The organism is Streptomyces doebereineriae (assembly GCF_031845645.1).
Taxonomy (GTDB): domain Bacteria; phylum Actinomycetota; class Actinomycetes; order Streptomycetales; family Streptomycetaceae; genus Streptomyces; species Streptomyces canus.
Genome location: NZ_JAVREZ010000002.1, coordinates 321,071 through 342,925, shown reverse-complemented (window position 1 = coordinate 342,925; position 21,855 = coordinate 321,071). Strand labels below are relative to the sequence as shown.

The 21,855-nt window shown below is 69.5% G+C and carries 19 protein-coding genes and 1 pseudogene; 8 read left to right on the top strand and 12 right to left on the bottom strand.

All coding sequences use genetic code 11. The annotated features are described in order from the left end of the window. Positions 1-40: 40 nt before the first annotated feature. Both dnaJ and RNB18_RS07110 read left to right on the top strand, forming a co-directional pair. Positions 41-1,222, top strand: a complete 1,182-nt coding sequence (gene dnaJ, locus RNB18_RS07115; RefSeq protein ID WP_311713277.1) for a molecular chaperone DnaJ — start codon at positions 41-43, stop codon at positions 1,220-1,222. A 5-nt stretch (positions 1,223-1,227) separates the two neighbouring features. After that, entirely contained in the window at positions 1,228-1,674 is a 447-nt protein-coding gene (locus RNB18_RS07110; protein ID WP_311713276.1) for a heat shock protein transcriptional repressor HspR, read from the top strand. Positions 1,675-2,518: 844 nt separating this feature from the next. On the opposite strand, the pseudogene RNB18_RS07100 reads toward RNB18_RS07110, so the two are convergent. Continuing rightward, a pseudogene (locus RNB18_RS07100) lies at positions 2,519-3,274 on the bottom strand (PA14 domain-containing protein); the annotation flags it as partial. Positions 3,275-3,463: 189 nt separating this feature from the next. Between RNB18_RS07100 and RNB18_RS07095 the strand changes: the two are divergent. Further along, positions 3,464-4,567 (top strand): sugar ABC transporter substrate-binding protein, encoded by a 1,104-nt coding sequence (locus tag RNB18_RS07095; protein WP_062049363.1) that lies wholly within the window; start codon positions 3,464-3,466, stop codon positions 4,565-4,567. A gap of 40 nt (positions 4,568-4,607) precedes the next feature. On the opposite strand, the gene RNB18_RS07090 is transcribed toward RNB18_RS07095, so the two are convergent. From RNB18_RS07090 to RNB18_RS07080, 3 genes are read right to left on the bottom strand one after another with little or no spacing between them, the layout of a single operon-like run. Beyond that, positions 4,608-5,465: a transglutaminase family protein gene (locus tag RNB18_RS07090; protein ID WP_311713273.1), complete on the bottom strand. Its 858-nt coding sequence runs from the start codon at positions 5,463-5,465 to the stop codon at positions 4,608-4,610. A 2-nt stretch (positions 5,466-5,467) separates the two neighbouring features. Continuing rightward, positions 5,468-6,400: an alpha-E domain-containing protein gene (locus RNB18_RS07085; RefSeq protein WP_057614677.1), complete on the bottom strand. Its 933-nt coding sequence runs from the start codon at positions 6,398-6,400 to the stop codon at positions 5,468-5,470. Further along, positions 6,397-7,938, bottom strand: a complete 1,542-nt coding sequence (locus RNB18_RS07080) for a circularly permuted type 2 ATP-grasp protein (RefSeq protein WP_311713272.1) — start codon at positions 7,936-7,938, stop codon at positions 6,397-6,399. Before RNB18_RS07080 ends, RNB18_RS07085 begins: the two co-directional genes overlap by 4 nt. 307 nt (positions 7,939-8,245) lie before the next feature. Here RNB18_RS07080 and RNB18_RS07075 point away from each other — a divergent pair, with 307 nt between their 5' ends. After that, positions 8,246-9,274, top strand: a complete 1,029-nt coding sequence (locus RNB18_RS07075; protein ID WP_311713271.1) for a helix-turn-helix transcriptional regulator — start codon at positions 8,246-8,248, stop codon at positions 9,272-9,274. Here RNB18_RS07075 and RNB18_RS07070 read toward each other — a convergent pair. Genes RNB18_RS07070 through RNB18_RS07060 form a run of 3 tightly spaced genes read right to left on the bottom strand, consistent with a single transcriptional unit; the run spans position 9,237 to position 12,285 of the window. Beyond that, the gene (locus RNB18_RS07070) at positions 9,237-10,229 is read right to left on the bottom strand and encodes a helix-turn-helix transcriptional regulator (RefSeq protein WP_311713270.1); all 993 of its coding nucleotides are present in this window, start codon (positions 10,227-10,229) and stop codon (positions 9,237-9,239) included. The two genes, RNB18_RS07075 and RNB18_RS07070, sit on opposite strands and share 38 nt — an antisense overlap. Continuing rightward, the gene (locus RNB18_RS07065; RefSeq protein WP_266561925.1) at positions 10,226-11,224 is read right to left on the bottom strand and encodes a helix-turn-helix transcriptional regulator; all 999 of its coding nucleotides are present in this window, start codon (positions 11,222-11,224) and stop codon (positions 10,226-10,228) included. Before RNB18_RS07065 ends, RNB18_RS07070 begins: the two co-directional genes overlap by 4 nt. Positions 11,225-11,244: 20 nt before the next feature. Continuing rightward, positions 11,245-12,285: a helix-turn-helix domain-containing protein gene (locus RNB18_RS07060; protein ID WP_266561924.1), complete on the bottom strand. Its 1,041-nt coding sequence runs from the start codon at positions 12,283-12,285 to the stop codon at positions 11,245-11,247. Between the two features lie 295 nt (positions 12,286-12,580). On the opposite strand from RNB18_RS07060, the gene RNB18_RS07055 reads away from it, so the two are divergent. Continuing rightward, a complete protein-coding gene (locus RNB18_RS07055) occupies positions 12,581-12,916 on the top strand; it encodes a Rieske (2Fe-2S) protein (RefSeq protein ID WP_266561923.1) in 336 nt (111 codons plus the stop codon). A 129-nt stretch (positions 12,917-13,045) separates the two neighbouring features. On the opposite strand, the gene RNB18_RS07050 is transcribed toward RNB18_RS07055, so the two are convergent. Continuing rightward, entirely contained in the window at positions 13,046-13,459 is a 414-nt protein-coding gene (locus RNB18_RS07050; RefSeq protein ID WP_311713269.1) for a pyridoxamine 5'-phosphate oxidase family protein, read from the bottom strand. 128 nt (positions 13,460-13,587) lie between these two features. Here RNB18_RS07050 and clpB point away from each other — a divergent pair, with 128 nt between their 5' ends. Next, positions 13,588-16,185 carry an ATP-dependent chaperone ClpB gene (gene clpB / locus RNB18_RS07045; protein ID WP_266561921.1) on the top strand — a complete coding sequence of 866 codons (2,598 nt, stop codon included), beginning with the start codon at positions 13,588-13,590 and terminating at the stop codon, positions 16,183-16,185. 36 nt (positions 16,186-16,221) lie between these two features. Here the strand turns inward: clpB and RNB18_RS07040 are convergent, their stop codons facing one another. Continuing rightward, positions 16,222-16,710 carry a hypothetical protein gene (locus tag RNB18_RS07040; RefSeq protein WP_311713268.1) on the bottom strand — a complete coding sequence of 163 codons (489 nt, stop codon included), beginning with the start codon at positions 16,708-16,710 and terminating at the stop codon, positions 16,222-16,224. A 140-nt stretch (positions 16,711-16,850) separates the two neighbouring features. Here RNB18_RS07040 and RNB18_RS07035 point away from each other — a divergent pair, with 140 nt between their 5' ends. Next, complete coding sequence (locus tag RNB18_RS07035; RefSeq protein ID WP_266561918.1) at positions 16,851-17,375, top strand: YbjN domain-containing protein; 525 nt, start codon at positions 16,851-16,853, stop codon at positions 17,373-17,375. Positions 17,376-17,386: 11 nt separating this feature from the next. Here the strand turns inward: RNB18_RS07035 and RNB18_RS07030 are convergent, their stop codons facing one another. Then, a complete protein-coding gene (locus RNB18_RS07030; RefSeq protein ID WP_311713267.1) occupies positions 17,387-17,629 on the bottom strand; it encodes a hypothetical protein in 243 nt (80 codons plus the stop codon). A 258-nt stretch (positions 17,630-17,887) separates the two neighbouring features. Beyond that, positions 17,888-18,022, bottom strand: a complete 135-nt coding sequence (locus RNB18_RS07025; RefSeq protein WP_311713266.1) for a hypothetical protein — start codon at positions 18,020-18,022, stop codon at positions 17,888-17,890. 203 nt (positions 18,023-18,225) lie between these two features. Here RNB18_RS07025 and RNB18_RS07020 point away from each other — a divergent pair, with 203 nt between their 5' ends. Beyond that, positions 18,226-20,856 carry a valine--tRNA ligase gene (locus RNB18_RS07020; RefSeq protein WP_311713265.1) on the top strand — a complete coding sequence of 877 codons (2,631 nt, stop codon included), beginning with the start codon at positions 18,226-18,228 and terminating at the stop codon, positions 20,854-20,856. Positions 20,857-20,922: 66 nt separating this feature from the next. Here RNB18_RS07020 and RNB18_RS07015 read toward each other — a convergent pair whose 3' ends face one another. Further along, entirely contained in the window at positions 20,923-21,846 is a 924-nt protein-coding gene (locus RNB18_RS07015) for a glycosyltransferase family 2 protein (RefSeq protein WP_311713264.1), read from the bottom strand. Between the last annotated feature and the right edge of the window lie 9 nt (positions 21,847-21,855).

Here is a 21,855-nt window from a genome sequence, read left to right as displayed (position 1 = left end):
AAGAGAACGATCGGGACACCGGAAAGGGGGCGCGTCGAGGATGAGCACCAAGGACTTCATCGAGAAGGACTACTACAAGGTCCTCGGCGTCCCCAAGGACGCCACCGAGGCCGAGATCAAGAAGGCGTACCGGAAGCTCGCCCGCGAGTTCCACCCGGACGCCAACAAGGGCAACACCAAGGCCGAGGAGCGCTTCAAGGAGATCTCCGAGGCGAACGACATCCTCGGTGACCCCAAGAAGCGCAAGGAGTACGACGAGGCCCGCGCCCTGTTCGGCAACGGCGGCTTCCGCCCGGGGCCGGGCGGCGCGGGCGGCTCCTTCAACTTCGACCTGGGCGACCTCTTCGGAGGCGGCGCCCAGGGCGGGAACCAGGGAGCCGGCGGCTTCGGCGGCGGAATCGGAGACGTCTTCGGGGGCCTGTTCAACCGGGGCAGCTCCGGAACTACGCGCGTCCAGCCCAGGCGCGGCCAGGACATCGACACCGAGGTCACCCTCAGCTTCACCGAGGCGATCGAGGGCGCGACGGTCCCGCTCAGGATGTCCTCGCAGGCCCCCTGCAAGGCCTGCTCGGGCACCGGCGACGCCAACGGCAACCCGCGCGTGTGCCCGACGTGCGTGGGCACCGGCCAGGTGGCGAGGGGCTCCGGCGGAGGGTTCTCCCTCACGGACCCCTGCCCGGACTGCAAGGGCCGCGGCCTGATCGCGGAGAACCCCTGCGAGATCTGCAAGGGCTCAGGGCGGGCGAAGTCCTCCCGCACCATGCAGGTCCGCATCCCGGCCGGGGTGTCCGACAGCCAGCGGATCCGGCTGCGCGGAAAGGGGGCGCCCGGTGAACGCGGCGGCCCCGCGGGCGACTTGTACGTCACCGTGCACGTCGACACGCACCCCGTCTTCGGCCGCAAGGGCGACAACCTCACGGTGACGGTCCCGGTGACCTTCTCGGAGGCGGCGCTCGGCGGCGAGGTCAGGGTGCCGACACTGGGCGGCCCCGCCGTGACGCTGAAACTGCCCCCGGGCACACCCAACGGCCGCACCATGCGGGCGCGGGGCAAGGGCGCGGTCCGCAAGGACGGCACCCGGGGCGATCTGCTGGTCACCGTCGAGGTGAGTGTCCCGACCGAGCTGTCGGGGAAGGCTCGTGACGCGCTCGAGGCGTATCGCGAGGCGACCGTGGGTGAGGATCCACGGGCGGAGCTGTTCCAGGCCGCGAAGGGAGCTTGATCGAGATGGACGGCCGTCGACGCAACCCGTATGAACTGACCGAGGAGACCCCGGTCTACGTCATCTCGGTGGCGGCCCAGCTGTCCGGCCTGCACCCGCAGACACTGCGCCAGTACGACCGTCTGGGTCTGGTGTCCCCGGACCGCACCCCGGGCCGGGGCCGGCGCTACTCGGCCCGCGACATCGAACTGCTGCGCACCGTCCAGCAGTTGTCGCAGGACGAGGGCATCAACCTCGCCGGCATCAAGCGCATCATCGAACTGGAGAACCAGGTCGCCGCCCTCCAGTCGAGGGTGGCCGAGCTCCAGGCCGCCGTAGAGGGCGCCGCGGCGGCCATGCAGCAGCGCGAGGCGGCGGTGCACGCGTCGTACCGCCGTGACCTGGTGCCGTACCAGGAGGTCCAGCAGACCAGCGCGCTGGTGGTGTGGCGGCCCAAGCGGACCAAGGACTAGGCACAGCCACGGAGGCAGGGGCCCGGAGATCTCTCCGGGCCCCTTCTCATGTGCCGTCTGCGTCCACGGCGTACACCTCGGCGACGCAGGGGCCGTTCCAGGGGGCCGTCCAGGAGAGGGTGCCGGTGGTGGAGAACTGGGTGCCGCTGGATCCGCAGGCGCCCGAGATCTCCCAGGACCAGCCCTTCAGGAGGCGTCCCTCGTCACCCGCGCCGGGGGCCGCCGTGACCTGGATGGGGGAGCGCGCCGGTATCCCGTTCGTGACCAGGGTCAGCTTCGGTGCGGCCGGGCCGGTCGCGGTGGCCGGGGTGAGCCGGTCGACGGTGACCTCGGTGGAGGGCACCGAGTCGGCGCCCTGGGTGTCGACGGCGGCCACGTAGTAGAAGGCCTTGCCCTTCGGGGCGGAGGTGTCCTCGTACGACGTGCCGGACGCGGTGCCCAGCAGGCTCCAGGCGCCGTTGACGTCGGTACGGCGGTAGACGCGGTAGCCGGTGGCGTCGGCCGCCGTCCACGTCACCTCGGTGGACGCGTCGGCGGGCGTACCGGTGACTGCGGTCGGGGCGGGCACCGCCGAGGCGACGGGACGGGTGACGGTCACCGGGGCCGAGACCGGCGAGTGGTTGTTCGCGCCGTCGACGGCCTGGATCGTGTAGAGGTACGGCACCCCCGCCTCCGCGAGCCGGTCGAGGAACGACGTACCGGACACGATCTCGGGCCCGTCCGGGTCGGGATCGCCATTGCGCGCGGCCCACACCTCGTAGTGCTCGACGTCCTTCGACGAGGACGCCTGCCAGGTGACGGAGTTGCCCGCCGTGGTGCCCAGCGCGGTCGTCCCGGTCGCCGCGGCCGGTCCGGTGCGGTCGGCCGTGGTCACGGCCTGGTCGGCGGTGCCGCCCGACTCGTTGCCCGCCTTGTCGTAGGCGCGGACCTCGTAGTAGTACGTGTCGCCGGTCACCGGCAGGGCGCTGTCGGTGTACGACGTCGAGGTGGTCGTCGTGAGCGGCTTGCTGCCGAAGGAGGTGCCCTTCGGGCGCCGGTAGACCCGGTAGCCGGCGAGGTGCATCTCCTTGTTCTTCGCCTAGGTGACCTTGACCTTGGCGGCGCCGGTCCAGTTGGTGTAGTCGATCCGCAGGGTGTGCCTGCCGGACGGGATCGTCACGTTCGCGGTCTTCTTGACCGTGGTGGAGACGTTCTTCCACAGGTCGATCCTGCGGACGCCGTCGACGTACACGCGGATGCCGTCCAGACCGGTGGCGCCGAGCGCGAAGGGCCCGCCGGAGCCGAAGTCGCGGGTCACGGTCCAGCGGGCGCCGAAGTCGTCCTTGGGCAGCCCGGAGACGGGGGCGCCGCTCCAGCTCTGGTCGATCGCGGTGTCGCAGTCCGTCTTCTTCGGGGTGCCGGACAGGCTCGTGTTCGCGTAGAACTGCCGCTTGAACACGGGCGAGGCACACGCCACGGCCGCCGAGACGGGGGCCGACGTCAGGGTGACGAGGGTGCCGGCGGTGGCGAGGACGACGGCGGTGGCGGTCGTCCGTCTGGCTGACTTCGTTCGGTCCTCTGGTCGTACGGGGAACAGCAGTTGTGCGGCTGCTGTGATCACGACTCGCGAGGTGTGAAGTTGGTTGTACTAGTGTTCGCGCCAAGTCTTCACACCATCGGCGGAGAGTGGCGTTGCGCACTCGTTAAGTGATTCCGCTTGACGTCGGTGGGCGGCCCCGCGTTGGCTTTTCAGTCACATGGGCCGCAATGCCGCGCCCGCGTCCTGAATGCACCAGAAGTGAGCAGCCCCATGCGTCGTATCGCCATAGCCGTGGCCGCGTCCACGATGACCTTCTCGCTGGCCGCCTGCGGCGCGCTCGGCGCCGCGAGCGGGAGCGAGGCGAGCCCGACCAAGGGCGACGACATCACCGTGGGTGTGCTGATGCCGGAGAAGACGAACACCCGCTACGAGGAGTTCGACTACCCGATCATCCAGCGGAAGGTCGCCGAGCTCACGGACAAGAAGGGCAAGACCCTCTACGCCAACGGCGAGGCCGACGCCAAGAAGCAGGCCACCCAGATGCAGCAGATGATCGACGAGAAGGTCGACGTCATCCTGCTGGACGCCGTGGACTCGCACGCCATCGCGGGCATGGTGACGAAGGCCAAGGACGCGGGCATTCCGGTCATCGCCTACGACCGCCTCGCCGAGGGCCCGATCGACGCGTACGTCTCCTTCGACAACGAACTCGTCGGCGAGGTGCAGGGCCGCTCCCTCGTCGAGGCGATCGGCTCGGGCATCGACACCTCCGACAAGATCGTCATGATCAACGGCTCGCCCTCCGACCCGAACGCCGGACAGTTCAAGGCGGGCGCGATGTCCGAGCTCAACGGCAAGGTGACGATCGCCAAGACCTACGACGTCGACGGCTGGAAGCCGGAGACCGCCCAGAAGGACATGACCGAGGCGATCAGCGCGATCGGCAAGGGCAACATCAAGGCCGTCTACTCCGCCAACGACGCCATGGCCGGCGCCGCCATCCAGGCGATGGAGGACGCGGGCATGACGAACATCCCGCCGATCACCGGCCAGGACGCGGAGCTGGCCGCGGTGCAGCGGATCGTCTCGGGCGCGCAGTACATGAGCGTCTACAAGCCGTACCCGGGTGAGGCCGAGGCCGCCGCCGAGATGGCCGTCATGAAGGTCCAGGGCAAGGGCATCCAGTTCGACGCCCTCGCCACGGACAGCGTCGACAGCCCCACGAACAAGAACATCCCGGCCCAGCTCGTCCAGGTCGTCGCCCTGACGAAGGACAACATCAAGAGCACGGTCGTCAAGGACGGCATCTACACGATCAAGGACATCTGCACCGCGCAGTTCAAGAGCGACTGCGCGGCGGCGGGCCTGAAGTAGCCGTATCGGGGCGGAGGGAACCGACCCTCCGCCCGCCCGCTCACGCCACCCGCGTGAACTCCACCGTGACCTCCGGCGATCCCCCGGGCACGCCCCGGTAGATGCCCTTGTGGGGCGTCACGTCGTCGTAGTCGCGCCCCCGTGCCACCACCACGTGGGACTCGTCGGCGCGGACGCGGTTGGTGGGGTCGTAGCCGCACCAGTCGCCCGCCCAGTACTCGATCCAGGCGTGGCTCTCCCCGGCGACGGGCCGGTGGAGTTCGGCGTCGCGTTCCGGGTGGAGGTAGCCGGAGACATAGCGGGCCGGGAGGCCGGCGCCCCGCAGCAGGGCGACGGTGAGATGGGTGATGTCCTGGCAGACGCCGGCGCCCTGCTCCCAGGCCTCCGCGGGGGAGGTGTTCACGCTGGTCGCGCCGGGGAGGTACGACACCCGGTCGGCGACCAGCGCCGACACCGCGACCGCCGTCTCGTGCGGGTCGAGACCGGCCGCCGCCTTCCGGGCCTTCTTGATCAGCTTGGGCGGGACCGTCGTACGGCCCGTCGGGTTCGCGAACTCCAACAGGCGGGACCCCGCGATGCGTTCGGCCACCTCGTCCCACGTCGGCGCGGCCGGCAGCGGCTCCGGCCGGGACGTCTCGACCAGGCTGGAGGCCGTGATGGTGAGATGGCCGTGCGGGTCCATCAGATCGAAGCCGGTGACCTGGGTGCCCCAGTAGTCCCAGTAGGACCAGGTGGGCGTGGTCGGGTTGACGGTGACCCGGGCGTCCAGCGTGGTCTGGGCGGGCAGGGTCAGCGGGGTCATGCGGACCTCGTTGTGGGACGAGGCCGCGGGCTGGGCGTACGAGACCTTCGTGGTGTGCTTGATCCGGAGGCGGCGGGACGCGGGGGTGGTGGTCATGCTCACGCTCCTTCCTGGGCCCACTCGACGGGCCCCTGGTACGGGAAGAACCGCTCCGCCACCGCTTCCGCGGAGGCCATGCAGGCGGTTTGCAGGTCCCCGAGCAGCAAAGGGAGTTGCTCCTCCAGGGCATGCAGGTCGAGGTATTCGAGACGGGTGCGCATCCGGCCGATCGGGCGGCGCGCGGGGTCCTGGCGGGGCCGGCCGAGCGCGGTCAGGCACTCCTCGGCCGTCGTCAGCGCGTGCAGCGCGGAGCGCGGGAAGTCGCGGTCCAGGAGCAGGAACTCGGCGACGCGCGGGGTGTCGCCGAAACCGCCGTACACGCGCGCGTACGCCTCGTCGGCGCCCGACGCGCTCAGCAGGGTCGGCCAGTCGGGCGCGTGGGCCGCGTCCAGGACCCGGACCGACAGCAGCCGTACGGTCATGTCCACCCGCTCCAGGCTGCGGCCCAGCACGACGAAACGCCAGCTGTCGTCGCGGCTCATGGTGGAGTCGGCGAGCCCGAAGAAGAGTGCCGCGCGCCGCCGTACGAGTTCCAGATAGGCGTAGGGGCCCGTACGGCGGGCCGCGAGCCGCTGGTCGGCCAGCGCGTGCCAGGTGGAGTTCAGGCACTCCCACATCTCCGAGGAGACGGCCTCACGGGCGCTGCGGGCGTTCAGCCGGGCCGCGCCGAGGGCGCCCTCGATGGAGCAGGTCGAGCGGGCGTCGAAGGCGAGCTGGTCGAGGACCTGCTGCATGTCGACCCTGGTGCCGCCCGCGTCGACGCCGAGGATCGCGTAGAGCGACCGGCAGGCCACGTCCTCGTCGCGCCACGGGTCCTCCAGCAGCCGGTGGAGGTAGGCGTCGAGAATGCGGCCGGTGTTGTCCGCCCGCTCGACGTAACGGCCGGTCCAGGTCAGTGCCTCGGCTATCCGCGAGAGGATCACGTCGTTCACTGCTGGGCCCCTTCCTGTACGACGGTGGGGTTGCCGTCGGGACCGTGCTGACGTGGGGCGATGTCCAGGAGGGCGGTCCCGTTCGCGGGCGTGGGCGGCTCCGCGGGACCTTCGGCGAGCACCCAGGTGTCCTTGGAGCCGCCGCCCTGGCTGGAGTTGACGATCAGGTTGCCCTCCTGGAGGGCGACCCGGGTCAGGCCGCCGGGCAGGACCCAGATGTCGTTGCCGTCGTTGACGGCGAAGGGACGCAGGTCGATGTGGCGGGGCGCCATGCGTTCGCCCGCCAGGGTGGGGGAGGTGGACAGGGCGACGGGGCGCTGGGCGATGAAACCGCGGGGGTCCTTGCGGACGGCCTCGCGGGTCTTCTCCAGGGTTTCGCGGTCGGCCTTCGGCCCGATGACGATGCCCTGGCCGCCGGCCCCGTCGACGGGCTTCACGACGAGCCGGTCGATCTGGTCGAGGACGGCCTCCAGCTGGCCGGGTTCGTCGGGCCGGAAGGACTCCACATTGGGAAGAATCGGTTCCTCTGAGAGGTAGTAGCGGATCAGGTCCGGGACGTAGGTGTAGAGCAGCTTGTCGTCCGCGATGCCGTTGCCGACCGCGTTGGCGAGGGTGACATGGCCCGCCGTGGCCGCACCGAGGATGCCCGGGCAGCCGATCACCGAGTCGGGGCGGAAGTGGAGCGGATCGAGGAAGTCGTCGTCCAGGCGCCGGTATACGACGTGGACGGGCACCTCTCCGCGTGTCGTGCGCATCCACACCCGGTTGCTCCGGCACACCAGGTCGTGCCCCTCGACCAGCTGCACGCCCATCAGCCGGGCGAGCAGGGCGTGCTCGAAGTAGGCGGCGTTGCTGGGCCCGGGGGTCAGGACCACGACCCGGGGGTCCTGGACGCCGTCGGGCGCGGCGGCGCGCAGGGCGGCGAGCAGCTTCTGCGCGTAGCCGTCGACGGGGACCACATGCTGCTCGGCGAAGAGGGACGGGAAGACGCGGGTCATGGCCCGCCGGTTCTCGATGACGTACGACACGCCGCTGGGAACCCGGACGTTGTCCTCCAGGACCCGGAAGTCGCCCTGTTCGTCCCGGACCAGGTCGATGCCGGCGACGTGGATGCGTACGCCGCCCGTGGGCTCGAGCCCGTGTGCGGCGCGGTGGAAGTGCGGGGAGTTCAGCAGCAGCCGCCAGGGCACGACACCGTCCTCGAAGGCACGGGCGGGTCCGTAGGCGTCGGCGAGGTAGGCCTCCAGGGCTCTGACTCTCTGGCTGACCCCGCGTTGTATGAGATCCCATTCGAGGGCGTCGAGGATCCTGGGCACGAGGTCCAGCGGCCAGGGCCGCTCCTCGCCCGCGAAGGCGTAGGTCACGCCCCGGTCGGTGAACGCCCGGGCCATCTGGTCGGCCCGGAACCTGAGTTCGCTCGGTTCGATCGGCTGGAGTGCGGCCAGCACCGGCTCGTAGGCGGTCCTGACCTCACCCGGCCGCTCGAACATCTCGTCCCACGCGTCGGCCAACGCGTATGCGTCAAATATGTCCGCCATGGCCTGACGTTAAGTGCGGCACGTAACGGGATGATCACTGCGTGATTTCCGGGAGTTGACGCGCGGAGCGGGTTGTTCCGCACGGGGACGGTCCTGGCCGGGCGCGGGAGCAGCTTGTTGCAGACGGACCGACGGAGGCCCGGAGGTAACGGGGTATACCAGCCGTTTTTCCCGGCACCGGCCCGAGGAGCCGTGTTGCGGAGCGGGTCGGGTCCGCGCATAGTTGCGGAGCCTGGGGGCTTCTACGCCTCGATGGGGAAACAGCACAAGAGGGCGGTAGACGCGGGAACCGGGGGTGGGATGGGCAATGGCCGGGCTCAGGGCGGACGACCATCCACACGGTGCCGACCGGCTGTGTGAGGCCGGGGACCGGGTGTACTCCCGGGCCGTACGGCGCGGCCGCGTGCCGCGCGCCGACGCCGAGCCGGTGCCCTGTCTGCTGGAACTGGCCCTGCTGCACCCGGACCCCGACGACATGGACTGGCTGGTGCCGACGGCACCGCAGGAGGTCATGACCCGGCTGTTGCGCGGCGTCTACGACGAGGTCAGCGCGAGCCAGCAGCGGGTGGGGGCGGCGGTCGAGGCGGTGGAGCGGTACGCCGGTCTCGGGCCCAGTGTCGTGCCGGGCGCCGGTGAGGGGACCGCGATCCGGGTTCTCGACGGCCTCTCGCGGATCCAGGCCGCGATGGACGAGGCCACCGAGGCGTGCACGACGGAGGTCCTCACGGTCCAGCCCGGCGGCATCCGCCCCGAGCACGAGCTGACGGAGGGCCTGCACCGGGCGCTGGCGCTGCGCGGCCGGGGCGTGCGGATGCGGGATTTGTACACCCATGTGGCCCGGCATGGTCAAGGGCTCCTGAACTACCTGGAGTTGATGGGCGGTTCGGTCCAGGCGCGGACGCTGGACGAGGTCATCGACCGGCTGATCCTCTTCGACCGCACGGTGGCCTTCATCCCCGCGAACGCCGACCGCACCCTCGCCCTGGAGCTGCGGCACCCGGCGCTGGTGGAGTACCTGGTGACGGTCTTCGAGCGCCTGTGGCGCCTGGCGATCCCTCTCACGGCCCCCCTCCCGGACACCGGCATCGAGGGCATCTCCCACCGCGAGCAGTCCATCGCCGCACTGCTGGCCGAGGGCCACCAGGACGCGGTGATCGCGGAACGGCTGGGGATCAGCGTGCGCACCTGCCGGGCCCATATCGCGCGGCTGTCGGAGACGCTCGGGGCGGCCAGTCGTACGCAACTGGGTGTCCGGATAGCGCAGGTGGGCCTGGACGGCCCGACGGCCGTGTCCTCGATCACGCTCCCCGGTCAAGAATCCCGGACCGTCCGATGAGGTAGCCGAGCTGGGCCCGGCTCTCGCTGCCGAGGGTGACGGCGAGTTTGGCGATGTGGACGCGGGCGGTGCGGATGTTCATGCCGAGGCGGTCGGCGATGACGGCGTCGGTGTGGCCCTCGACGAGCAGTCCGGCGATGGCCCGTTGGCGGGGTGTGATGCCGTTGAGGCTCGGCCGGTGGACGGTCTGCGGATACATGGGCGTGGCCTGCCACCACAGCCGGTCGAAGGTGGCGGCAAGGAACTCCACCAGGGCCGGGTGCCGGACCTCCAGCGCGACCGTGCCGTCCCCGCCCGCGGGGATGAACGCCACGTCCCGGTCGGCGACGATGAGCCGGTCGGTGACCTCGTCCAGGGAGCGGGCCTCGGCGTCGCCGCGGAGTTGTTCGTAGCGGGCGAGGACGAGCGGCATATGGCGCTGGGTGTGCTGGTACAGGGTGCGGATACGGGCACCGCGGTCCAGGAGCGCCTGGTCCCGGTCCATCGCGACGACCTGGGCGGCGGCGCCCCGCCGGTCGCTGTAGTGGACGTTGGGCTGCACACACAGGAGTTCGCGTACGGCGCCGGCCATGGCCTTGGTGATGGCCTCGTTGATGGCTCCGGTACCGCTGATGACTCTGATCGAGGGGTTCTCCGCGGCCGCCGCGCTCCGCCCGTCGATCCGCATGAGCGGCGCGAACGCCTCGGCGAGCCGCTGCTCACGCCGCCGCTCCCGCAGCACGGTGTCCGTGCCGGCGCGGAGCATGCGGTGCAGGACGAGAGCGGGCGGTACGGCTTCCAGCCGGGCGGGGTCCCGGGCGTCGAGCCGCAGCAGCCCGGTGTCGAGGAGGCAGGGGACGGGCGAGGCCTCCTGTCGGCCGATCCCGCCCTCGCGCAGGGCGCGTTCGTAGAGCTCGATGCCTTCAGGGCACGGGTCCTGCGGGCCGTGCTCCGGATGGGCCGCCGCCGTCGTCACTCGCCCGTGTCCTCCTGGCCGAGGAGGCCGGACTGCCCTATGAGGTAGCCGAGTTGGGCCCGGCTCTCGCTGCCCAGCGTCGCCGCGAGCTTGGCGATGTGGACGCGGGCGGTGCGGATGTTCATGCCGAGGCGGTCGGCGATGACGGCGTCGGTGTGGCCCTCGACGAGGAGCGCGGCGATGGCCCGTTGGCGGGGTGTGATGCCGTTGCGCGTGGGCTGCTGCACCGCTTCGGGGTACATCGGGGTGGCCAGCCGCCACAGCCGGTCGAAGGCGGTGACGAAGAAGGAGACCAGGGCGGGGTGACGGATCTCCAGGGCGAGGGTGCGGTCCTTGTTGGCGGGGATGAAGGCCACGGTCCGGTCGACGATGATCAGACGCTCCGTCACCTCGTCCAGGCTCCGGGCCTCCACGTCGCCGTGCAGCCGCTCGTAGCGGGCCACGACGCTGGGCGCGTGGCGCAGGGTGTGCTGGTAGAGCGTGCGGATACGGCCGCCGCGGTCGAGCAGGGCCTGGTCGCGGTCGAAGGCCTCGACATGCACGGGCGGGGGCGGCTGGGCGTGTCTGTCGCTGGTGTTCGGCTGGACGGCCAGCAGTTCGGAGCCGGCGGCCACGGCCTGGCCGATGACCCGGCTGATCAGGTCGAGCCCGCTGAGGACGCTGATCATCGAGGAGTCCTCGGTTCCCGTACGGCGGCCGTCGATCCGCATCAGGGGCTCGAACGTCTCGGTCAGCCGTGCCTCACGCTGTCGTTCGTCCGCGATGCGTTCCTCCGCGATGCGCAGCATGCGGTGCAGGGCGACGGCCGGGGCGACCGGTTCCAGCCTGTCCAGGTCCGTGACGGCGGGATGCAGGAGACCGAAGTCGAGCAGACAGGGCGCTTCCTTGGCGTCGACGCCGAGCACGTACCCCTCGCGCAGGGCACGTGCGTACAACTCGGTCCCTGCCGCGCACAGGTTCTCCACGCCGTGCTCCGGATGTGGCACCGCGATCACTCGGTCACTCCCTCCTGCTGTCACGGGTGGTCGTCGCCCCCTGCTATCGGCTGGTCGGGCGTCAGGATGCCCGACTGGGCGATGAGGAAGCCGAGCTGCGCGCGGCTGCCGCTGCCCAGCGCCGTGGCGAGTTTGGCGATGTGGGCGCGGCAGGTGCGTACGTTCATCCCCAGCCGCCGGGCGATCGCCTCGTCGACGTGGCCCTCCACCAGGAGTTTGGCGATGGTGTGCTGGATCTCGGTGATGCCGTCGGAGGCCGTTTCGTACGGCGTTCCGCTCTTGAGGGGCACCGCACGCGCCCACATGAACTCGAAGACCTTGATCAGGTAACGGACCAGACCGGGATGCCGCAGCTCCAGAGCGACCTGCCGGTCCTCCTGAATGGGGATGAACGCCACGGACTCGTCGCAGATGATGAGCCGCTCCACGAGTTCGTCGATCGTGCGGATCTCGACCTTGCCGCTGGAGGTCATCTGGTCCACGTAGGCCAGGGTCTCGGGACTGTGCCGCGCGGTGTGCTGGTAGAGGGTACGGAATCGGACCCCCCGCTCGATGAGCGGTCTGTCGCGTTCCAGTCCCTTCAGGAGGTTGCCCTCCCGCCGGCGTCCGCCGGGCTGCACGGTGAGGACCTCGGTGTGGCACTCGGAGGTCGCGCTGTTGAGCGCGTCGTTGATGCGGTCGCGCCCCTCCAGCACACTGATGGCATGCGTGCTCGCGGTGTCCTGGGCGCTGACGTTCATGAACGGCTCGAATGCGTCGGCCAGCTGGATGGACAGTCGCCGGCGGTCCGTGATCTCCCGTTCCAGGGGGTGGAGGCGCTGGGCGAGGGCGATCGACGCGGGAACCGGACGCAGCCAGGTGACGTCGTCAGGATCGGGGTGCAGGAGGGCGAACTCCAGCAGACACGGAGCCGCCTCCACCTCCGCGCGAGCGATACGGCCAGCGCGAAGAGCACCGGCGTAGAGCCGGGCGCCTTCGTCGCAGAGTTCCGTTATGGCGTGGGGATGTGCCGCTTGTGTACCGTTTGTCCCCAATTTTCCACCCCCCAGGGTCCTGAACATGCAGGAACATGATGCACCGATCGTGTGGCCATGACGTGCCTGAATGAGCCATCGTCTTACTCGACGGGGGAAGAGGGGACCTTCAAGTGAGGACGAAGCCGACTATGCGTAAGAGAATGCTTCGCTCGGTACTTGTTGCCGCCTTCTCCACCGTTGTGGCCTTCGGAGCACTGGCTGGCCTCTCTGGTACGGAGAGCAGCGGGCACAAGGTGGGTGGCGCGCACGCTGTGACCGCCGCGGATGCGGGCGACGACACCCCAGTCGTCCCCCTTGACACCTCGTGGGACTGATTGCGATGACCACCCCACCCGACGACCGCTCCTTCCGCAGAGAAATGGCCACCGCCTACCGCTCCGGCTGGCACTTCATCGACCTCGTCACCGCGATCCCCCACCCCGGTGACTCGTTGATGGTGACCGTCTTCGGTGAGCCGGTGGTCGTCACGCGGGACGACGACGAGGACCTGCGGGCGTACCGGTGTCTGCGGCGGCCTCGGGGGGCGCCGCAGCCCGTTCGGTGTGCCATTCGGTACGGAATGATCTTTGTGAATTTGGACCAACGAGACCATCGGCTGGTGGAACCGGAAACCCCCACCCCGCGGACCATCTCAGCCACCCCCCGCAGTGCCTGACGCGATTCCCCCGTCGTAACAAGATCGCTCAGGTGCTTCCCCCCGCAGCGGCGTCACCGTGACCTGAACACGGTGACGCCGCTGCAGTTTTGGGGGACATTTCCGGGTATCGGATGATCGGCCCGTGGCTCAAATGCGTCCCATCGCGCCCGTCAGCGAGATCTCGATGACCACCCGCAGCGGGTTCGGCGCCGGGGTCCGTTCATAGCGTTCGGCGTATCGCCGCACCGCCTCCGCGACCCGTTCCGGCTCCGTGCGGACCTGCGCCCGCCCCTCCAGCGTCGCCCACCGGGGCCCCGCCACCTGGCACACCGCCACCGCCGCCCCGCCCTCGCCGGCCGCCAGCACGTGCCGTACCTTCGCGCTCGTCCGGCTCGCGATCACCCGAGCAAGACGGGCCTCGGGGTCGTATGTCACCCCGACGGGCACCACGTGCGGGCTCCCGTCCGGGCGCGGTGTCGTCAGTGTGCACAGATGCCGTTCCCGCCAGAAGCTGAGGAACGACGGGTCCGGGGCACTCGGATCCTGGGTGTAGGTGGTCATGCCGGGAAGCTAGTCCCCCATTCCTCCCGCAGACCGCCTTGAGTGGAATAGACTCAACTTTATGTACGCTGACTGAGTCAGTAACAGGAGTCGGTACAGGAGCTGACACCGAGGAGGAGTACGGACACGTGGATGCCGAGCTGACCAACCGGAGCCGGGACGCGATCAACGCGGCCAGCAACCGGGCCGTGACCGAGGGACACCCGGACCTCACCCCCGCCCACCTGCTCCTCGCTCTGCTCCAGGGGCAGGACAACGAGAACATCGTCGATCTGCTCGCCGCCGTCGACGCCGACCAGGCCGCCGTGCGGGTCGGGGCCGAGAAGGTGCTCGGCTCGCTGCCCAGCGTGGCCGGGTCCACCGTCGCGCCGCCGCAGCCCAACCGCGACCTGCTCTCCGTCATCGCCGACGCGCAGGCCCGCGCCAATGATCTCGGTGACGAGTACCTCTCCACCGAACACCTGCTCGTCGGCATCGCCGCCAAGGGCGGACCGGCCGCCGACGTGCTCACCCAGCAGGGGGCCACCCCGAAGAAGCTGGTCGACGCCTTCCAGAAGGCCAGAGGAGGGCGCAGGGTGACCACCGCCGACCCCGAGGGGCAGTACAAGGCCCTGGAGAAGTTCGGGACAGACTTCACCGCCGCCGCACGGGAGGGCAAGCTCGACCCCGTCATCGGCCGCGACCAGGAGATCCGCCGGGTCGTGCAGGTGCTCAGCCGCCGTACGAAGAACAATCCCGTTCTCATCGGTGAGCCCGGCGTCGGCAAGACGGCCGTCGTCGAGGGGCTCGCCCAGCGCATCGTCAAGGGGGACGTGCCCGAGTCGCTCAAGGACAAGAGGCTCGTATCGCTCGATCTGAGCGCCATGGTGGCCGGCGCCAAGTACCGCGGTGAGTTCGAGGAGCGGCTGAAGACCGTCCTCGCGGAGATCAAGGACTCCGACGGGCAGATCATCACCTTCATCGACGAGCTGCACACGGTCGTGGGTGCGGGCGCCGGCGGGGACTCCTCCATGGACGCCGGCAACATGCTCAAGCCCATGCTGGCCCGCGGTGAGCTGCGGATGGTGGGTGCGACGACCCTCGACGAGTACCGCGAGCGGATCGAGAAGGACCCCGCCCTGGAGCGGCGCTTCCAGCAGGTGCTGGTGGCCGAGCCGACGGTCGAGGACACCATCGCCATCCTGCGCGGGCTCAAGGGGCGCTACGAGGCCCACCACAAGGTCCAGATCGCCGACAGCGCGCTGGTGGCCGCGGCGGCCCTCTCCGACCGGTACATCACCTCCCGCTTCCTGCCCGACAAGGCCATCGACCTCGTCGACGAGGCGGCCTCCCGGCTGCGCATGGAGATCGACTCCTCGCCCCTGGAGATCGACGAACTCCAGCGCGGTGTCGACCGGTTGAAGATGGAGGAGCTCGCGCTGGTCAAGGAGACCGACCCGGCCTCCCGTGAGCGCCTGGAGCGGCTGCGCCGCGACCTCGCCGACAAGGAGGAGGAGCTGCGGGGCCTGACCGCCCGCTGGGAGAAGGAGAAGCAGTCCCTCAACCGGGTCGGTGAACTGAAGGAAAAGCTGGACGAGTTGCGCGGCCAGGCCGAACGCGCCCAGCGCGACGGCGACTTCGACACCGCCAGCAAGCTGCTCTACGGCGAGATCCCCACCCTGGAACGGGACTTGGAGGCCGCGTCCGAGGCCGAGGAGGAGGTCTCCAAGGACACCATGGTCAAGGAGGAGGTCGGCTCCGACGACATCGCCGACACCGTCGCCGCCTGGACCGGCATCCCGGCGGGCCGCCTGCTGGAGGGCGAGACGCAGAAACTGCTGCGCATGGAAGAGGAGTTGGGCAAGCGGCTCATCGGCCAGAGCGAGGCCGTGCGGGCCGTGTCCGACGCCGTACGGCGCACCCGGGCCGGGATCTCCGACCCGGACCGGCCCACCGGCTCTTTCCTCTTCCTCGGCCCGACCGGTGTCGGCAAGACCGAACTCGCCAAGGCCCTCGCCGACTTCCTCTTCGACGACGAGCGGGCGATGGTCCGCATCGACATGAGCGAGTACGGCGAGAAGCACACCGTCTCCCGGCTCGTCGGCGCGCCCCCCGGCTACGTCGGCTACGAGGAGGGCGGTCAGCTGACCGAGGCGGTGCGCAGGCGGCCGTACAGCGTCGTGCTCCTCGACGAGGTGGAGAAGGCGCACCCGGAGGTCTTCGACATTCTGCTCCAGGTGCTGGACGACGGGCGTCTGACGGACGGTCAGGGCCGCACGGTCGACTTCCGCAACGCGATTCTGGTGCTGACGTCCAACCTGGGCAGCCAGTTCCTGGTCGACCCGATCACCAGCGAGACGGAGAAGAAGGAACAGGTCCTGGAGGTGGTCCGGGCCTCCTTCAAGCCGGAGTTCCTCAACCGGCTCGACGACCTGGTCGTCTTCTCGGCCCTCAGCAAGGACGAGCTCGGCCGGATCGCGCGGCTCCAGATCAACCGGCTCGCCCAGCGTCTCGCCGAGCGCCGGCTCACCCTGGAGGTCACCGACGCGGCCCTGGACTGGCTCGCCGTCGAGGGCATGGACCCGGCCTACGGCGCCCGCCCGCTGCGCCGCCTCGTCCAGACCGCCATCGGCGACCGCCTCGCCAAGGAGATCCTGTCCGGCGAGGTCAAGGACGGCGACACGGTCCGGGTGGACGCCTTCGGCGACGGCCTGATCGTGGGACCGGCGACCGGCAAGACGCTCTGAGCGCGGTGGTGACGAGGGGGCGGCGGCGCCCCCTCGTCACGGCGTGAACGCCACGAACCGCACCTCGGACCAGTTCGGCCCGTCGTGGGTGACCTCCAGTTGCACGGAGGAGCTCTGCCCGGCGACCGGGCCCCGGTTCATGCACGCGTAGGTCTCGGCACCGTCGCACTGGACGTTCCGCAGTCCGGGCCCGTCCGGGTAGCTCGCCGCCACCCAGGCGCTCACCTGGGCGCTCCGCAGCCGGAAGCGGGCCTCGTACCGGGGGTCCTGCGCGGCCTCCAGCACACACGCGAGGTCGCGCGCCCCGGTCGGCGGCTTCGCCCCGCCGTACGCGAACGCCTCGGCGCACGCGACCTTCCGGACGCCCGTGTCGACCGAGTCGTCCGTGAACAGCCAGGCGACCAGCAGCGCGATCAGGCCCGCCACCACCAGGGTCGGCACGGCCAGGATCGCCGTGAAGACGCCCCATCTGGTCCTGCCCGGCAGGACCTGGTCCGGCACCGTTTCGGTCTCCGTCTGTGTCATGTGTTCCCCGTTTCTTCGACCTCTGTTTTCTGTGGCTGACCGGATCATGTCAGCCCTGGGAGGACAGGTTCCGTCTGGGCTTGCCACCCCCCTCCCCGGATGGGGGAGGATGGCGGAATCCGTACGAAGGGAAATTCACGGTGACCATCGACCCGTCCTCGATTCCGAACTTCGGGGGCCAGCCCGAGCCGCAGCAAGGACCGGCGGGCCCCGTCGTCCCGGATCAGGATCTTGTGAAGCAGCTCCTCGACCAGATGGAGCTGAAGTATGTCGTCGACGACGAGGGTGACCTCGCGGCGCCGTGGGAGCAGTTCCGTACGTATTTCATGTTCCGCGGCGAGGGTGACCAGCAGGTCTTCTCGGTGCGGACGTTTTACGACCGGCCCCACCAGATCGACGAGAAGCCGCTGCTTCTGGAGTCCATCGACGACTGGAACCGGCGCACCCTGTGGCCCAAGGTCTACAGCCACACCCATGACGACGGCACCGTCCGTCTGATCGGCGAGGCGCAGATGCTCATCGGTACCGGCGTCAGCCTGGAGCACTTCGTCTCCTCGACGGTCAGCTGGGTGCGCGCCGCCATCGAGTTCGACAAGTGGCTCGTCGAACAGCTCGGCCTCGAGGAGGACGTCAACGACGCCGACAAGCCCGAGGACGACGAGTAGGCGTCCTCCCGCTACCGGGGCGTATCGGCGATCACGACCGGATACGCGCCGTAGGCGAACGACAGCCCGGCCAGGGCACCGGCCACCACGGCCGCGTGCCGGGGCCGGGCTGTCGCCGTCGGCGCTCGCTCGAGCGGCAGCAGCGGGAACGTCGGCAGCAGGAAGCACGAGTAGGCGAGCCGGCCGAGTGGGGCGAGTGCGGCGCCCGTCCACAGCCTGTGGGTAACTTTTCGGCTTGCTCGAGGCCACTGCACCCTCTCGTTGGGCCTCACGGGCCCGGCGAGGGCGGTCGGCACCCAGCACGACCGAATGCGGCAGCAGGCCCCAGAGAAGGGCCAGGACGGCGGCCACGGCACGTCTGTGCAGGCGTAGGCCCAAGGCGTGGATACGGGCGGCGCCGATAGCGGCCGCCCTCCATGACGCCAGCAGGCCCGCCGCGCCCCCCTCAGCGGGGTCAGCGCGGTGACGACGTGCAGGGTGCGGACGTAACCGTGCTCGGCGATCCCCAGGTATCACCGGGAGTCCCATGACTGCCCGAGCAGCGTGAGCGGCCCGTAACCGGTGGCCCAGGGGTGCCGGAAGGCGGCGCGCTCTTCGGCGCGGGCTTGTGTGACGGCGGACGGCGCGAGGGTGCTGGCGTGGGTCACATCAGCACCTGGTCCAGCCATGATTCGTCACCGTGCGGCAGAACGGCAGCCCGGAAAGAGGTAAACTCAAAGAGGCCGCACGGGAGCGTTCTTGGTCACACTTGAATCGTATCCGTGCGGCCTTTCGCATGCCTTGCCTCCCGCTGATCTTGAGGCGGAAAGCCGGGCAAGTGCAGAGACGTCGGGCCCATAGAATGGCCGTCGTGACCGACAACTCTCAGCGCCCCGACAGCGGGCCTAACAGCGCCCCCGAACTGCCGACCCAATACACGCCGGCCGAGGTAGAGGGGACGCTGTACAAGCGCTGGGTAGAGCGCGGTTACTTCGAAGCTGACGCGAAGAGCGACAAGCCCGCGTACACCATCGTCATCCCGCCGCCCAATGTCACCGGCTCCCTCCACCTGGGCCACGCCTTCGAGCACACGCTGATCGACGCCCTCACCCGCCGCAAGCGCATGCAGGGCTACGAGACGCTGTGGCAGCCCGGCATGGACCACGCCGGCATCGCGACGCAGAACGTCGTCGAGCGGGAGCTCGCCAAGGAAGGCAAGTCCCGCCACGACCTGGGTCGTGAGGCGTTCGTCGAGCGGGTCTGGCAGTGGAAGGCCGAGTCCGGTGGGCAGATCGCCGGCCAGATGCGGCGCCTGGGCAACGGCGTCGCGTGGAGCCGTGACCGTTTCACCATGGACGAGGGTCTGTCCCGTGCCGTCCAGACCGTCTTCAAGAAGATGTTCGACGACGGCCTGATCTACCGCGCCGAGCGCATCATCAACTGGTGCCCGCGCTGCCTGACAGCCATCTCGGACATCGAGGTCGACTACCAGGACGACGACGGCGAGCTCGTCTCCATCAAGTACGGCGAGGGGGACGACGCGGTCGTCGTCGCCACCACGCGTGCGGAGACCATGCTCGGTGACACCGCGGTCGCCGTCCACCCGGACGACGAGCGGTACAAGCACCTGGTCGGCAAGCGCATCGCGCTGCCGCTGACGGGCCGCACGATCCCCGTCGTCGCCGACACGCACGTCGACCCGGAGTTCGGCACCGGTGCCGTCAAGGTCACGCCCGCCCATGATCCAAACGACTTCGCCATCGGCCAGCGGCACGGCCTGGAATCGCTGACCGTCATGGACGAGCGCGGTGTCATCACGGCCCATGGGCCTTTCGAGGGGCTTGATCGTTTCGAGGCGCGTTCCGCGATCGTCGCCGCGCTGCGCGCCGACGGCCGGATCGTCGCGGAGAAGCGGCCGTACGTCCACTCGGTGGGCCACTGCTCGCGCTGCAAGACGACCCTTGAGCCGCGGCTGTCCCTGCAGTGGTGGGTGAAGGTCGAGACGCTCGCCAAGGCCGCGGGAGACGCCGTCCGCGACGGTCGGGTGAACATCCACCCCGCCGACCTGTCGCAGCGCTACTTCGACTGGGTCGACAACCTCAACGACTGGTGCATCTCACGGCAGTTGTGGTGGGGCCACCGCATCCCCGTCTGGCACGGCCCCAACGGCGAGACCGTGTGCGTCGGCCCCGACGAACAGCCGCCGACCGGCGAGGGCTGGGAGCAGGACACAGACGTCCTCGACACCTGGTTCTCGTCCGGCCTGTGGCCCTTCTCCACGCTGGGCTGGCCGGAGAAGACCGCAGACCTGGCCAAGTTCTATCCGAACTCGGCCATGGTCACCGGGTACGACCTGATGTTCTTCTGGGTCGCGCGGATGATGATGTTCGGCCTGTACGCGATGGACGGCGAGATCCCCTTCCACACCATCGCGTTCCACGGCATGGTCCGTGACGAGCACGGCAAGAAGATGTCGAAGTCGTTCGGCAACACGGTCAATCCGCTGGACTGGATGGACAAGTACGGCTCCGACGCTCTGCGGTTCACGCTCGCGCGGGGCGCCAACCCCGGTACCGACGTGCCGATTGGCGAGGACTGGGTCCAGGCGTCCCGGAACTTCGCCAACAAGATCTGGAACGCGACGCGGTTCGCGATGATGAACGGCGCCACGATCGAGGGCGAGCTGCCCCCGGCCGAGCAGCTGTCGGCCACGGACCGCTGGATCCTGTCCCGGCTGAACACCGTCGTGGCCGAGGCGGACGCGTACTACGACGACTACCAGTTCGCGAAGCTCGCCGATGCCCTGTACCACTTCGCGTGGGACGAGGTCTTCGACTGGTACGTCGAGCTGTCCAAGACGACGTTCATGGCCGGCGGCGAGGCGGCCAAGGTCTCGGCACGCGTCCTGGGCGAGGTCCTGGACGTGACGCTGCGCCTGCTGCATCCCATCGTTCCGTTCGTGACGGAGACGCTGTGGACCACGCTCACCGGCCGTGAGTCCGTCGTGATCGCCGACTGGCCGGGGGACAGCGGCTTCCGCGATGCCGCGGCCGAGGCGGAGATCGAGAGTCTCCAGCAGGTGATCACCGAGGTTCGCCGCTTCCGCTCGGACCAGGGCCTGCAGCCCGGGCAGAAGGTCCCTGCCCGTCTGGACCTGGCAGGTACGCAGCTCGCTGCCCATGAGGCCGCCATCCGTCAGCTGCTCCGGCTCCAGCCTGAGGGTGACGGCTTCAGTGCCACGGCGACCCTCCCGGTTGCCGGCGCCACGGTGGCGCTCGACCTGTCGGGCACGATCGACGTCGCGGCCGAGCGCAAGCGGCTGGCCAAGGACCTCGCTGCGGCCGAGAAGGAGAAGGCCCAGGCGAAGGCCAAGCTCGGTAACGAGGCGTTCCTGGCGAAGGCCCCGGACAGCGTGGTCGAGAAGATCCGTACCCGCCTGACGAAGGCCGAAGGGGACATCGTCCGGCTGCAGGACCAGATCAGTAACCTGCCGCCCGCGTAGGAGCCAGACCAGAGAAGGCAGCCCCGGACACACAGTCCGGGGCTGCCTTCGTGAGGTGGCCTCTCCCTACGGGATTCCCAGACCCTCGAAGGGGCTCGCCAGAGAGAACTGCCGCTGCCGGGCGACCGTCAGGGCCTGTTCGAGGTCGAACTCGGCCATCCGGATCAGGTCGACGAGCCGGGACGGCTTCGAGGCGAGGACGAGGCGCGTGATGTCCTCCGCGGTGTCGTCGCGGTTGAAGTGGTACCGGAACAGATCGAGGTTCCTCTCCACCACCAGCAGGGTCATGTCGAACTCGGAGATCTCGGCGTTGGAGACCCGTTGTGTCCGCGAATGGACCCGGTACTCGTGCAGCGGGCCGGCGATGCACACGATGTGGTTGGCCTCGCCTCTGCGGAATCGTCCGGCGAGGAGGTTCACAGCGAACGCCCAGTCCCCCCACTTCCGTACGTCCGGGTCGTAGAGACCGCCGTGGATGGCGTCGTCTCGGCGGCAGACGATCGAGGTGGGTACGTGGTGCTTGCGCAGGACCAGCTCCTCTCGGCACGGGTAGGAGGAGATGGTGAGCCCGTCGAAGTCGCCGATCATCCGGGACATGGTGTGGGCGAAAGCGACGTGCTGGTGCGTCTTGAGGAGCTTGACGGCTCTGTCCGGGTAGCTGCCGGCCTTCAGCAGCTCAGGACCCGTGGCGAGCCGGTCGTCTGCGTCAAGCTGCATCACGTACTCGAAGCTTGCGGCTTCGATGCCGGCGTTCCTGGCCGCATGGTGCCCGCTGTGCTCCTGCTGGACGATGCGGACACCGGCGCGCCCGGCGCACTGCGCGATGGCACGAAGCGTGCGCTGGTCGTCGGAGCCGTCATCCACGACCACGACTTCATACGGGAACACGTGGGGCTGCTCGATCAGGGACGCCACGGCCTCCAAGAGATAGTCCCCCGAGTTGAAGCAGGGGATGACGAAGCTGATCCCCTCAGGCGTGCTCGACTTCACGGCATTTCT

Bases quoted from the DNA above. Each gene is read 5' to 3' on its own strand.
- dnaJ (WP_311713277.1), top strand. From the start codon at position 41: ATGAGCACCAAGGACTTCATCGAGAAGGACTACTACAAGGTCCTCGGC.
- RNB18_RS07040 (WP_311713268.1), bottom strand. From the start codon at position 16,710: ATGACACAGACGGAGACCGAAACGGTGCCGGACCAGGTCCTGCCGGGC.
- RNB18_RS07095 (WP_062049363.1), top strand. From the start codon at position 3,464: ATGCGTCGTATCGCCATAGCCGTGGCCGCGTCCACGATGACCTTCTCG.
- RNB18_RS07080 (WP_311713272.1), bottom strand. From the start codon at position 7,938: ATGGCGGACATATTTGACGCATACGCGTTGGCCGACGCGTGGGACGAG.
- RNB18_RS07050 (WP_311713269.1), bottom strand. From the start codon at position 13,459: ATGACCACCTACACCCAGGATCCGAGTGCCCCGGACCCGTCGTTCCTC.
- RNB18_RS07075 (WP_311713271.1), top strand. From the start codon at position 8,246: ATGGCCGGGCTCAGGGCGGACGACCATCCACACGGTGCCGACCGGCTG.
- RNB18_RS07055 (WP_266561923.1), top strand. From the start codon at position 12,581: ATGACCACCCCACCCGACGACCGCTCCTTCCGCAGAGAAATGGCCACC.
- RNB18_RS07060 (WP_266561924.1), bottom strand. From the start codon at position 12,285: ATGTTCAGGACCCTGGGGGGTGGAAAATTGGGGACAAACGGTACACAA.
- RNB18_RS07090 (WP_311713273.1), bottom strand. From the start codon at position 5,465: ATGACCACCACCCCCGCGTCCCGCCGCCTCCGGATCAAGCACACCACG.
- RNB18_RS07110 (WP_311713276.1), top strand. From the start codon at position 1,228: ATGGACGGCCGTCGACGCAACCCGTATGAACTGACCGAGGAGACCCCG.